Annotated in this window: 11 protein-coding genes; 4 read left to right on the top strand and 7 right to left on the bottom strand. The window is 68.3% G+C overall.

The features are described from left to right. Nucleotides 1-439 precede the first annotated feature (439 nt). Nucleotides 440-1,792, bottom strand: coding sequence for a GAF domain-containing protein (locus ACFRAQ_RS01285; RefSeq protein WP_357281711.1), 1,353 nt, complete (start codon nt 1,790-1,792; stop codon nt 440-442). 316 nt (nt 1,793-2,108) lie between these two features. Between ACFRAQ_RS01285 and ACFRAQ_RS01280 the strand changes: the two genes are divergently transcribed. Continuing rightward, a complete protein-coding gene (locus ACFRAQ_RS01280; protein ID WP_379092466.1) occupies nt 2,109-3,344 on the top strand; it encodes a cytochrome P450 in 1,236 nt (411 codons plus the stop codon). Next, nucleotides 3,345-3,671 carry a nuclear transport factor 2 family protein gene (locus ACFRAQ_RS01275; protein ID WP_379092463.1) on the top strand — a complete coding sequence of 109 codons (327 nt, stop codon included), beginning with the start codon at nt 3,345-3,347 and terminating at the stop codon, nt 3,669-3,671. Here the strand turns inward: ACFRAQ_RS01275 and mftF are convergent, their stop codons facing one another. After that, nucleotides 3,672-5,069, bottom strand: a complete 1,398-nt coding sequence (gene mftF, locus ACFRAQ_RS01270) for a mycofactocin biosynthesis glycosyltransferase MftF (RefSeq protein ID WP_379092460.1) — start codon at nt 5,067-5,069, stop codon at nt 3,672-3,674. A gap of 366 nt (nt 5,070-5,435) precedes the next feature. Here mftF and mftR2 point away from each other — a divergent pair, with 366 nt between their 5' ends. Continuing rightward, on the top strand, nt 5,436-6,056 hold the full coding sequence (mftR2, locus tag ACFRAQ_RS01265; protein ID WP_357281716.1) for a mycofactocin system transcriptional regulator MftR2: 621 nt from the start codon (nt 5,436-5,438) through the stop codon (nt 6,054-6,056). A 72-nt stretch (nt 6,057-6,128) separates the two neighbouring features. Beyond that, a complete protein-coding gene (locus tag ACFRAQ_RS01260; protein ID WP_379092457.1) occupies nt 6,129-7,184 on the top strand; it encodes a 2Fe-2S iron-sulfur cluster-binding protein in 1,056 nt (351 codons plus the stop codon). A 70-nt stretch (nt 7,185-7,254) separates the two neighbouring features. Here ACFRAQ_RS01260 and ACFRAQ_RS01255 read toward each other — a convergent pair whose 3' ends face one another. From ACFRAQ_RS01255 to ACFRAQ_RS01235, 5 genes are all read right to left on the bottom strand, one after another. Then, on the bottom strand, nt 7,255-7,836 hold the full coding sequence (locus ACFRAQ_RS01255) for a transglycosylase SLT domain-containing protein (protein WP_379092454.1): 582 nt from the start codon (nt 7,834-7,836) through the stop codon (nt 7,255-7,257). A gap of 323 nt (nt 7,837-8,159) precedes the next feature. Continuing rightward, nucleotides 8,160-8,888, bottom strand: coding sequence for a DNA alkylation repair protein (locus ACFRAQ_RS01250; RefSeq protein WP_379092451.1), 729 nt, complete (start codon nt 8,886-8,888; stop codon nt 8,160-8,162). Nucleotides 8,889-9,020: 132 nt separating this feature from the next. Continuing rightward, nucleotides 9,021-10,586 (bottom strand): hypothetical protein, encoded by a 1,566-nt coding sequence (locus tag ACFRAQ_RS01245; RefSeq protein WP_379092448.1) that lies wholly within the window; start codon nt 10,584-10,586, stop codon nt 9,021-9,023. Between the two features lie 137 nt (nt 10,587-10,723). After that, complete coding sequence (locus ACFRAQ_RS01240; RefSeq protein WP_379095711.1) at nt 10,724-11,869, bottom strand: lipase family protein; 1,146 nt, start codon at nt 11,867-11,869, stop codon at nt 10,724-10,726. A 178-nt stretch (nt 11,870-12,047) separates the two neighbouring features. Then, nucleotides 12,048-12,662 carry a TetR/AcrR family transcriptional regulator gene (locus tag ACFRAQ_RS01235; protein ID WP_357281725.1) on the bottom strand — a complete coding sequence of 205 codons (615 nt, stop codon included), beginning with the start codon at nt 12,660-12,662 and terminating at the stop codon, nt 12,048-12,050. Nucleotides 12,663-12,785 lie beyond the last annotated feature (123 nt).

Here is a 12,785-nt window from a genome sequence, read left to right as displayed (position 1 = left end):
GGCGAATTGCTATGTCGACCAACGGTTTCGGGGCATCACGAAATAGACCTGAGTGCGCTCGGCTGACGAGAGCGCACCAGGCCGCGAGTTATCGCATCGCCCTGGGTTTTTCGACGAATGCGCGGCGAATCCGCGCGTGATCCAACTAGTGCTCGAAGCGGCCGGGCTTACTGGCTCGCCGGCCGGGATGCGGTTGCCTCCGGGTCACCGCATCCGGACTGTCCTACTGCCGATCTCCTCCAACTGTCACCTGCATCACAGGGATGCCGTTCATGCCTGTGGACACTAGGCGTTTACACAATAAAAAGGAACTTTTTCCTGAAAAAAAGTTGGACGAGCGTCTAGTTGGCAGCCGATCCGGCGCGAAGATCGCGATGAATGTGGGTCAGACCACATAACAAGGCGGCGGTGTGACCGACCGCACTTTCGGATGTGGAGATTAGGAGTCGAAACGTTGCAACTGCGTTGCATCGGCGCCCAGGCGCCGATCCAGCACCCGGATCTTGGCCTCGATCTGCGCATACAGCGGAGACTCGCGGTCCACGGTGGCCCGATAGGCCGCCCACGCCGCCGCGTCGTCACGCCCTTCGGCGCCCGCGGTCCACCGACTCAAGACCGAAGCGTCGCCGGAACGTAATACAGCCGTTCTCAAGCGCACCCGCAATTCATCGCGAATGTCTATAACTCCCGGAGCGGTCGAGCGCGGCAACACCGGGCCCGCGTACAGCCGCACGGCGGCGTCCACATCCCCGGAATCCAGGGCGGCGCGCAACGCCTCCACGTCCGTGGCGATCGGCACGCGCAACCGGTACGGGCGCGAGCCGAAGACGTTCGAACCGACCACCGAGCGCAGCCGCGACATGGCGGCGCGAATCGTGGCGTTGTCCAGATCGGCGTCATCGAGCAGCAGGGCCAGGTGATCGGCCGACAACCCCTCGGAATGCTCGGCGAGCAGCAACAGGATCTCCGCGTGCCGCTGCGACAACGGGACCCGCTCCCCCGCCACGGTCAACTGCGGCTGCCCGAGCCCGAGCACCTCCAGGCCCAGGCGTTCCGGCGCGGGCGCGTCGGCGTGCGAACGCCGGTCCTGACCCGAACGCACCGCGGCCAGCAGCAGATCCATCTCCGCGGCCGTGGCCGCCGCCTTCACCAGTGCCAGGATCTCCGGGCGCGCCACCCGCACACCGCCGGCGATCATCAGCACGCCCACCAGGCGGCCGTCCGGATCGTGCACCGGCGCAGCCGCTCCCGTGATCTGGTGCATGCGGTGCAGGAAATGCTCGGGGCCGTGGATCCAGGCCGCGCGGCCGGTGCGCACCACCAGGCCCACCGCATTGGTGCCGACCCGGCGCTCGCTCAGGTCGTTGCCCTCCCGCAATCCCGCCTCGGCGGCCGGCTGCACCCGGTCGGCATTGCCGTGCACCGAGAGCACGCGGCCGAACTGGTCGGCCACCACCACGATCAAACCGGTACTGGTCGCGTCCCGCAGCAACAGCTTGTCCACCAGCGGCATCACCGCGGCGATCGGATGCGCGTCGCGATAGCGCTCGAGGTCCGCGCCACGCAGGCCGCGACCGTCCCCATCGTCCATCGGGTCCACGCCGCCGCGCACGCTGCGCAGCCACGATTCCAGGACCATGGGACGTAACAAGCCGGGCAGTTGCCCCAGCTGTTCTCCACCCAGGCTGAGATATCCGTGAGCCTGGGCGGCATATGTTTCGAGCGCACCGAGTTGACTGCCCGGTTCGGCGCCGTGGTTAGGGTTTCCCCCACCCGCAAGATTGCTGACCATTTGCCTTTCTTTCCGCACCCAAAGGGTACCGGCGGACCTGAGAGCCCAAGGCGGAAGCAGGACGTTTGTCCGACAGGTCACACAGCAACCGTGCCCTACGGAAATGTGAGCTACGCAGCATCTTGTTAAACACGCCGTGTTCAGTCACTCCGCGCGATCCGCGCGTCGCGAGGGACTTGCCGAGGTTGCGGTGGCGCCGCTGACCGGATCACGACCGCGCACCCCGCCCCGAAATCCTTGCGGCGGCCAGGTTTTCGGTTAACACGGTTCACCGAATGTACCGCCCCGGCTCGGGCACTGTGCGAGGGTGGGTGGGGTGGAGGACATCGACCTGACCGATCTCGACCGCTTCGCGCACGGCTTCCCACACGCGGTCTTCGACCGGCTGCGGGCCGATGCGCCGGTCCGGTGGCATCCGCCCACCCCGCACACCCCCGACGGGGAAGGGTTCTGGGTGGTCAGCCGGTACGCCGACATCGTTGCCGTAGCCGGGGATTCGGTCACCTATTCCTCCGAGAGCGGCGGGGAACGGCGCGGCGGCGGCACCCTCATCGAGGACCTGCCCGTGGACTGGGCCGTTGGCGTGCTGCTCAACATGATGGACGACCCCCGGCACGCGGGCGTGCGGAAACTGCTCATGCCCAGCGTCGCGCCGCGCACCCTGAAACTCATCGAGGACGACCTGCGGCGACGCGCCGCCGACCTGGTCGACGCGGCACTGGCCAAGGGCGAGTGCGATTTTCTCCTCGACCTCGCCGCCGAACTGCCGCTGCAGGCCGTCGCCCAACTGCTCGGGGTGCCGCAGGAGGACCGGCACCGGCTCTTCGGCTGGGCCAACGTCGCCCTGGACTACGACGATCGCGACCTCGGCGAGGCCACCGCGCGCACCCAGCGGGCCGTCGCCGAAACCCGGGCCTACGGGCGGGAACTGCTCGCCGCCAAGACCGCGGCGCCCGCCGACGACCTGCTCTCCCTGGCCGCGCACGCCACCATCGACGGGCAGCCGCTCACCGATATGGAGAAGGCCATGCTGTTCAGCCTGCTCATCGCGGCGGGCAGCGAGACCACCCGCAACTCCATCGCTGTCGGGATGCTGGCGCTCATCGAACGGCCCCAGGTCTGGCGCAGCCTGCGCGAGGACCGGTCCCAACTGGACGGGGCCGTCGACGAAATGCTGCGGTGGGCCTCCTCCACCTCCTACAACCGGCGCACCGCCACCCGCGACACCGAACTCGGCGGTCAGCGAATCAAGGCCGGGGACAAGGTCACCCTGTGGTGGACCTCCGCGAACCGCGACGAGGCCGTGTTCACCGACCCGCACACCTTCGACATCACCCGGCGGCCCAACCCGCACCTCGCCTTCGGACGCGGCGGGCACTTCTGCCTCGGATCCAACCTGGCCCGCATGGAGATGCGGGTGGTGTTCGACGCACTGCTCGACCGGGTCGAGATCGCCGAACTCACCGGGGCCGTCGAATACACGCGCAGCAACAAGCACACCGGCGTCCGGCACATGCCGGTCCGGCTGCGGGCGCGCGGGGAGGAGGAGTAGATGAGCATTTCGGACGATTACGTACGGGCGGTCAACGCCGCCGACGAGCCCGCGCTGCTGGCGCTCTTCGCGCCCGGGGCCGAACTGCGCAATCCGCGAGGTATTTTCACCGGTCACGACGAAATCGCCGGGTTCTATCGGGATGTCGTGTTCGCGGGCCGGGCGCGGACCGAGATCACGCGGGTAATCCCGGGCCCGGCAGTCGAAGTCGCACAGCTCGAGGCGACCAGCCCGCTCGGCAAGCCCGGCAACCGCACCTACGCGATCGACGTCTTCGGTCTCGGCCCTGACGGGCGCATCACCACACTGGAGATCTACTACCGCTGATCAACTGGACGGAAGCGTCGGTTTCAGCGCCGCCGCGCTGCGGGTGCGAGCCGCGCCCCACCACACGCCCGTCCCGTAGGCCACATCGTCCAGCCGCCGGCAGAACACGTAGCGGATCGGATCCAGGCTGCCGGGCTCCCGATGGGTGAACCAGTCCGCCAAGCCCTCCGCCATGGCCAGGGTGATCGCGATGTGCCGGATCCGGCGCGAGCACAACATGCCCAGCAGCGTCACCGGCCAATAGTGCCGGCACATGGCCGACGCCAGCCGCCACACCGCACCGCCGAAACCGCGCGTCATATAGATGGCGGCCACCCGGGTCGGATTGTCGAGCCCGGCGAACACCCGGCGTAATCGGACCAGGGTCGCGCCCAGGGTCAGCACCCCGCCGAAGATGCCCCAGCCCGACGCGGTGCTCAGCAGGCCCGCCGACACCGCCGTCCAGATCGGCAGCGACAGCGGCGCGGCCATCCCCCTGTGCCGCTGCGCCAGCGGCGCCACACCCGTCCCATGGGTGACCTTGTGGGCGAACCACTTTCGCAGCGACACCGGATTGCTGTGCGCCACCCGGGCCGCGGGCTCGTAGCGCAGCCGCCAGCCCGCGCGGTCCAGCCGCCAGCACAGGTCGACATCGCCGCCCGCGCCCATGGACTCGTCGAAACCGCCCTCGCCCAGCAGGGCCAGCCGGCGCACCAGCACCGCCGAACTCGGCACGTACGGCACCGGGCCGTGCGCCTGCACCGCCGACTCGCGGCGGCCGCGATGCACCGAACCGCGGGTGTGCTCGTAGCGGGCCAGCACCGTGGAATCGGGATCCATGGCCAGGATGCGCGGGGCCACCAGCGCCACCTTGGGATCGCTGAAATGGCCCAGCATGACCTCCAGCCAACCGGTCCGGGGCACCACCTCCGGATCCAGGAAGGCCACGAATTCCGTTGACGCGGAACGCAATCCGAAATTGCGGGCCGCGGCCGCGCCGTGCCGGCGATCACGGCGCAGCACGGTGATCCGGCATCGGCTGCGCGCCTCCGGAATCCGCACCGGCTGATCCGAACCGTCGTCCACCACGATCACCGTGTGGCCACGCAGCGCCGACAACAGCCGCGACAGCTCGGGAGTGTTGTTGTGCACCGGCACGATCACGGTCACGTCCTCCAGCGACGGCAACAGCCGCGGACGCGGATTCGCGACACCGGAATCGAGAAGACGTCTGGCAACCCGCGCCGACGCCGGGTCGGTCACCTCGAGGTACCCGTCACCGATCAAGGCCGCAGCTTCCGGAGCGAGCCGTAGCAACTTCGTCGGCGTGCCGCCGACCAGTAGCCGTCCACCGGAATAAGTGCGCACCTTGGGATCGATTCGCACCCCGAAACCATCGGGAAGGCGATCATGGCGCATTCCCGAATGCTAAGTCAGCACACCACTGGCAATGATGATTGCCACGCGGTGTTATCTGCCCTCCGCTTCGCTACGGGCGGGTTCGCGGCCCCCTGGTCCCGATTCTTCCCTCCTCCGCTCCTCCGCTTCGCTCCCCCGCTCCAAGGCGGAGGTCTATCGAGCCGCAGTCCAGAATCGGGACGGCCGCGAACACTGAGGCGACATTCCGCAAGGGAGGAGGCGTATTCGGTGTCTCGCGCATCTGGTGGTAGCTCGACGGGTGCGGTCGTGGGCGCTCTAGACTGCCGGGAGGAAAATCGGCAGTTGAACAGGTAGGGGACGGGTATCCGTGCCCGTGGTGGTCGAGGCGGTATGGGAGTCGGGCGCATGCAGACAGGCGGGGGCGGTAACACCCTCTCGGAATCCGAGATCGTCGAGGCCGCCCTGCGGGTGGTCCGGCAGGACGGCGTGGAGAAGCTGTCCATGCGACGGCTCTCCCGCGAACTCGGAGTTTCGCCGATGGCCCCCTATTACTACGTCGCCGACAAGCGGGAGCTACTCGACTTGGTGGCGACCGCGGCGCTCACCGGCGTCCGCAAGCCGCCACCCGAATTCGGCACGTGGCAAATGCGTTTGCGGGATCTCATCGACCAGATCGACGAGAAATTGCGCAAGCACCCGGGTCTCGGCGACGTCCTGATCGAGCAGATGCTCGGCAAACAGCTCGACCTGATCGCGGCCGTGATGGAAATCCTCTTCGACGCCGGTTTCGACGAGCGCAATGTGCTCTCCGCCTACGCCACCATCCACACCTATCTGTTCGGTCGTTCCAAGGTGAACCCGCGCGACCGTTCGTCGCTGCTGGACCGGGTGCTGCCCGAGGCGGTGGAACGCGCCACCAAACACCTGGCGGATCTGCGTGGCAAGTTCTCCTACGACTTCTCGATGGACGTGCTGATCGCCGGTCTGGAAGCTCAGCTTGTCCGGCAGCGCGACAGCCACGTATAGTCAAACTAGAACACGTTCTAGTTTGGGTAGACTGCTCCGGCTGACCATCACTGCCGGGTTCGAGAGGACACTATGACCACCGTCGACGTACCGCACAGCTCGCGATCGGCCGTGCTGCGGGTCTCCGCGGTCATCAACGAGACGGCCGACTCCTGCTCGCTGGTCTTCGACGTGCCCGAGGAACTCAGCGAGCGCTTCGCCTACACGCCGGGCCAGTTCCTGACCCTGCGCATCCCCAGCGACCTGACCGGGTCCGTGGCCCGCTGCTACTCGCTGGCCAGCTCGCCGCACACCGACGACAAGCCGAAGGTGACCATCAAGCGCACCGTCGACGGCTATGCGTCGAACTGGGTGTGCGACAACGTGAAAGCCGGCGACTCCATCGAGGTGCTGCCGCCGTCCGGCGTCTTCACCCCCAAGAACCTCGACGAGGACCTGCTGCTGTTCGCGGCCGGCAGCGGCATCACCCCGGTGATGTCCATCCTCAAGTCGGCGCTCGCCCGCGGCGACGGCCGCATCGTGGTGGTCTACGCCAACCGCGACCACGAGTCGGTCATCTTCGCCAACGAGCTGCGCGAACTCGCCGACAAGAACCCACAGCGGGTCGTCGTCATCCACTGGCTCGAAGCCCTCCAGGGCCTGCCGACCGCCGACGCCTTCGCCGCCCTGGTCTCGCCCTACACCGCCCACGAGGCGTTCATGTGCGGCCCCAAGCCGTTCATGGACCGGGTCCACGACGCCCTCGGCCAGCTCGGCGTGCCGCGCAACCGCACCCACGCCGAGGTCTTCAACTCGCTCTCCGGCGACCCGTTCGCCGATGTCGCCCCGGCCGAGATCAGCGCCGAGGAGGCCGCCGACGCCGCCAGCGTCGAGGTCGAACTCGACGGCGAGACCCACGAGATGACCTGGCCGCGCAGCCAGACCCTGGTCGACATCATGCTCTCCAAGGGCCTGGACGTGCCCTACTCCTGCCTCGAGGGCGAATGCGGCTCCTGCGCCTGCACCGTCCTGGAGGGCGAGGTGGAGATGGAGAACGCGGAGATCCTCGACCCCGAGGACATCGCCAACGGCTACATCCTGGGCTGCCAGGCCCGGCCGGTGACGGACCGCCTGAAGATCCAGTTCTGAGCTAACGCCCGAAACGAGTCGGCCGCCGCGTGATGCACGCGGCGGCCGAATTCTATTGTGTCCGTAAGGCTCAGTACGCCGAGAAGACGTTGTCGATCGAGCCGTAGCGGTGCGCCGCGTAATTGCAGGCGGCCGTGATGTTGGCGACCGGATCGTAGATGTCCCACGAGGTGCCGTCGACGTGGTACGCCTGGAAGGTCGGATCGATCACCTGGAGCAGACCCTTGGACGGGATGCCCGCGGCGGCGTTCGAGTCGTAGAGGTTGATGGCCTGCGGGTTACCGCCGGACTCCCGCTGAATATTGCGGAAGATGCCGTCGTAGCTGCCCGGGATGCCGTGCTGGTTCAGGACGTACATGGCATTGCGGATCCAGCCGTCGAGGTCGTTGGCGAAGGCGGGGGGCAGTACCTGATTCAAGGGCGCGGGCAGGCCCTGCACGGCCGCGCGGACCTGGTCCTGCTGCGCCGGCGGGAGCGACGCGTTCAGGCCGACGGCCTGCTGCTGCACCTGCTGGGCGGTGGCCTGGAACTCGGGCGGCACACCGTTGACGTCCGCGGAGGCGGCGCCGGCGGTGATCACGGCCGACGCGGCGAGCGCGATAGCGGCCAGGCCGGTGACGGATTTGACGGGCTGAGCGAAGAACTTATGCATGGCGATTCTCACTGGCGCAGCGCTGACCACGGCGGGTCTCCCTCGGGAGCCTGCCGACGCACTGCATGGATTGTGATGTGCAAGGTGGCGGAACGGGATTCGGGAGATTTCCCAGCTATCACCGTTCGTTCACGCTCTCGCCGAAGTGCGGCGGTCTCCGCGTGTGGGGCTCCAACTCGTTTCGAGCTGGTATCGGTCGTCATCGACTGATCACAGAGTGGTCTCGACAAATGAACGTAAACTTAACCCAAGGTGAACAATCGGTGCGAATCTACCGAGCTATGCGTCACAGCAACCCGACAGCGTGGGCTACGCCGCGGCGGTCACCGCTGGGCGCGGTAGTGCGCCCGCCGCTCCGGGGCGAGGTGCTCGGTCGCGTAACTCAACGCCGTGCGGCCCATCGCCGCCGCGTGCGCGTCCAGAAATCCGGTGAGAATCACCGGATCCACCCGCTTCCCGATCTCCCGCAGCATCCAGCCCACCGCCTTCTGGATGAGATCGCGGCGGTCATCGAGCAGCCGCTCACACAATTCCAGGGTCGTCACGGTATCGCCCTGTTTGATGAACGCGAACGTGGTCAGCAACGCCACCCGCCGCTCCCACAGCGAATCCCCCGCCGCGAATTTCTCGAGCAGATCGCGCGGGCGCTCCAGCAACCACGGGCCGAGAATGAACTCCGCCGAGGCGTCCACCAGATCCCAGTTGTTCACCCGGCCCCGGCGCACCGCCGCCAGATACAACTCGACAATCTCGCGCTGCCGCGCCGCATCGCCCCCGCGCTTGCGCGACGCCTTCGCCATCTCGCCATTCAGAATCACCAGCGCCGCCAGCCGATGCTCGTGCACCGGACTGTCGAGCAGAACGTCGATCTCCGAAAGCGGCATCCCGGCAAACCGTTTCACCGCCTTCCGGGTCAGCGGAACCCGGACGCCGATGAATACATCCCCTTCGCCGTACTCGCCCGGCCCGGTCTTGAAAAAGCGCTGCAGATGCACCGCGTCGGCCGGATCGGCGAGCGCCGCCAAATCCGCGCGCACCGCATCGGCGGTCAATCCATTCGACGCCGCACCGGTACCGCTCATCGCGCCTCCCGAGTCAGTGATCCGAGGCCCTCTCGAACGAATCCTAAAGTGACGCCTGCTCCCATAACGGTCCGGGTAACCCGCCGGGGACGTCCTCGAGCTTTACCGTGTGTCCGCCGCGGCTCGTAAGAGGACCTCGCCAAAATTTCGCATGTGGTCCGCCCCTCCGTACCAGGCGGCGACCAATTCCACGGCCGCCGAACGGGTCCGGTGCGCGGCGTCGGCCAGCTGCGCGATATCCGCCTCGCCGGATTCCGCGGCGGTGGCGGCCACTTCCAGATCGTGGCTGGCGACCAGCAGGCTCATGATGTGGTGCAGGTCGATGGCGGCGTCGCTGGTACGGAACGCGGCGGCGGCCTTGGGCTCCGGCGCGGCGGCGGTCGACACCGGCGCGACGACCGTCGACTCCGTCGCGATCAGCGTCGACTCGGTCACGACGGGCGTCGGCTCCGTCAGCGCGTGCGCCGGCTCGGGCAGCGCGGCCACGGTGCCGGAAGGCACAGCCACAGGCTCGGACAGCGCGGCAACAGGCTCGGCGATGGGATCAGGCACGCTCGAAACCTGGTGCTCGACAACGGGTTCCGGTGCGGCGCGACGACGCGAGGGAGCGCCCGCCGGGCGGGTGGACTCGCGCGGCGCCTCGTGCACGCTCTCCCGCAGGGACGCGGCGACCGCCTCCATACTCTCCAGACCGGCCGGGGCCGCCAGGCTCTCGAGGCGGGCCGGAGCCTCCCGTCGCTCCGGGATTTCCAGTCGCTCCGGGATTTCCAGTCGCTCAGGGGTTTCCAGCCGCTCCGGGATCTCGTACCGGACGGGCGGCTCGGGGTCCGGCGCGTAGCGGCGCGACACCGGAGCCTCGAATTCGACGGCGGGGCTCGCGCCGAAGCCGCTGTCCCGCGGTTCGGCCGGCAGGGCGAAGGACTGAACCTCGGGGGCGGGACGCAGACCCAGCGTGTCGCTGTCCATGGCGGACGACGCCGCGAAAGGCTCACTCTCCGGGGCGGAACGGGTGAACTGCCCGCTGTCGGCGGGACGGGTCAGCGGACCGCTGTCATTGATCGAACGGGCGAACGGCGAACCGTTGGCGGCGGGACGCGTTCCGAACGGCTCACCGTTGGCCGGGACCGCGAACGGCTCACTGTCGGTGGTGATGCGGGCCGAGAACGGCTCGTCCGCGGCCAGCCGGGCGGCCACGGCCTCCGGGTCCGAGGTGCGCTGCGGCAGTTCGGGGCTGCGCTGCGGCAGTTCCGGAGCGCGCTGCGGCAACTCCGGCGCGCGCTGGGTCAGGTCGAAGTTGCGCTGCGGCTGGTCAGCGGAGCGCTGCGGCAGATCGGGCGCGATCCGGCGCGACAGGGCCTCCGATTCCGGTGTGCTGCGCAGGGTTACGGGCGCCGAGGACCACTGCACCTGCTGGTCGTGGCCGTTCCGGCTCAGCCCGTCGTGCCCGTTGCGAGACAGACCGTCGTGACCGTTGCGGCTCAGACCGTCGTGACCGTTGCGGCTCAGACCGTCGTGACCGTTGTGGGACAACCCGGCGTGCCCGCCGGTATCGATGCCGGTCAGCACCGGATTCGGCGAGGTGCCCGGCGCGTCCGGGTGGGTGAGGCGGTAACCCGGCTGACGCGCGGAACGCGAATCCCCCGGGCCGGTGGTGAAATCGGCATCCATGGCCGCCATTCTTACCGGGCGGTGGCGGCGGGTGCGAGTCGGGCTACGGTCCGGCCGTGCGCCCGGTCACCACGAAACCGGCTCACGACCAACGGTATTGGGGCATTGACGCACGCGCCGCCCGGCGGCGGACCGGCTCAGCAGGTGGTCGGCGCCGGTTCGCCGCGCAACCGGGCGTCCACCCAGTCCAGCGCCGCGGGCAGGCCCAGCACCGCCGCGGACAGGTGTTCGGGCGACGAGTTCAGATTGACCTCGACCGGCACCCCCGCCGCGCAGTACCGGCGGTCGGTATTCACGATGGCGTCCACCGGGATCAGCGGATCGGTCGGTGAATGCCATTCGAAGATCGGCGTATTCGGCACACCGTCGTACAGCTCCAGACTGTTCTCCTGCAGCACCGACATCACCGTCGGATCGTCGATCAGCGAAGTGCTGGCCGCGAACTCGCGCGCGCTGTGGCCCGCGCCGATGGCCATGATCTCGTTGGTGCAGCCATTGGCCATGGCATTGCGGGCGGACAGGCCCGCGGCGTTCATCTGGGTGCTGATCGGCAGCCGGTCCGGATACTCCCGCTCCAGGCCGATGGCCGCCGCCATGGCCAGCCCGAACGCCGGATGCGGCTGGAAGCCCAGCTGGCGCACCATCTTCTCCAGGTTCATCGGCACGCCACCGGTGGCCGCGCCCGCGATATCCAGTTCCGGCGCGTAGCGCGGGGCCAGCGCCGCCGCCCACGCGGTGGCCATGCCGCCGCCGGAGTATCCGGCCATCGCGACCCGGCTCTCGCCCAGGCCCAGTTCCGGTGTCCGCTTGGCCGCGCGAATCCCGTCCAGGGTGATCTGGCCGCCCAATTTGGCCGCGCCGTAAGCGAAGTTCGGTCCGAGGTGGTCCGGCAGCGCTACCGACCAGCCGCGCCGCAGCGCCACGTTCAGGGCGACGGCTTCCTTCACATACAGATTCGGATCGCTGGTGTACAGCACCCGCGATACCGCGCACTGCGCACCGAGGCCGTTGATGATGTGCTGATAGGACAGCAGCGGCCCGCCCGGCTGATGCTCCTGCGGTGTGAGCACCGTGGTGACCGCGGCGATGGGGCCGCCCTCGGAACCGGTGGACCGGAATTTCACCATGGTGACCGTGGTGCCGGGGAACATCAGCAGCGGCGGCATGGGCCGCGTCGCCAGCACGTCACCCGGCGCGTGGTCGGCGATATCGGCCGGTTGCGCGTAGAACGGATCCGGGTCGGGCGCGGGATAGATCGGATCCGCGTGCGCCGCGGGCGCCATCGCCACGAGAGCCAGACCCGCCGAGAACAATCCGAAAATACGCAGCAACAGCTTGGCTTTCACCAGTTCCTCCACGAACTTCGCAGTGAGAATCGCATGCTTGCCCCACAACGAGTGTGGTTTGCGAAGGTTGGAGAAGAAATAGCGACACGCCAGCAAACATGATGTCGCGGCGAACTCAACCCATCTGGGTCATGCCCGCGGCCACCACGTTCGCCACATTCAGGATCTCGTCGGCCGTCGGCAACGGCAGCCCGTCCAGCGCGTGCAACCGATCCGTGCTCGCGATGGCCAGCATCGCCGACACCCACGCCGCCGCGCAGGCCCGCAGGGTCCCCGGCTGCACCGGGCCCGGCGCGCTCGCCGCCAGCACCCGCGCGGTCGCGTCCAGCAGCTGATCCCGCATGCGGCGCAACTGCTTGCGCACATCCGGATGGGTATCGGCCTCGCGCCACATGATGACGCGCAGCACCGAGGAATGGTGATCGCGCAGATTCAGCGCGGCATCCATATTGACCAGACTCTTGGCCGGATCACCCGGCACCACCACCGAATAGATGTCGTCGATCGGCTCCGGCGGGACGCGCTCGGCCATCAGGGCCGACAGAATCGCGTCCTTGGTCGGGAAGTAGTAGAAGACGAGGCCCTTGGGCACCGCGGCGGCCTCGGCGATGGCCGCGGTGGCCGTGGCGTCGAAACCATTGGCCGCGAACAGCTTCTCCGCCGCATCGAGGATGAGCTGGCGAGCGTCCCCGTCGACCTTCTTGCTGCGACGCTTCCGTGGTGCAGGCACTGCTCGACTTCCTCCTCACGCTTCGAAGCGGAGGCGGCCGCCACCGGTCGGGCGGACGTAGGGAACAAGCATATCGCGCGGTTGGAACACGGGAAGGACGCGCCGGCCTCGTGAGGTCTCCCG

Source organism: Nocardia sp. NPDC056611 (genome assembly GCF_042792755.1).
Lineage (GTDB): Bacteria > Actinomycetota > Actinomycetes > Mycobacteriales > Mycobacteriaceae > Nocardia.
This window is presented reverse-complemented; position numbering and strand designations above follow the sequence as displayed.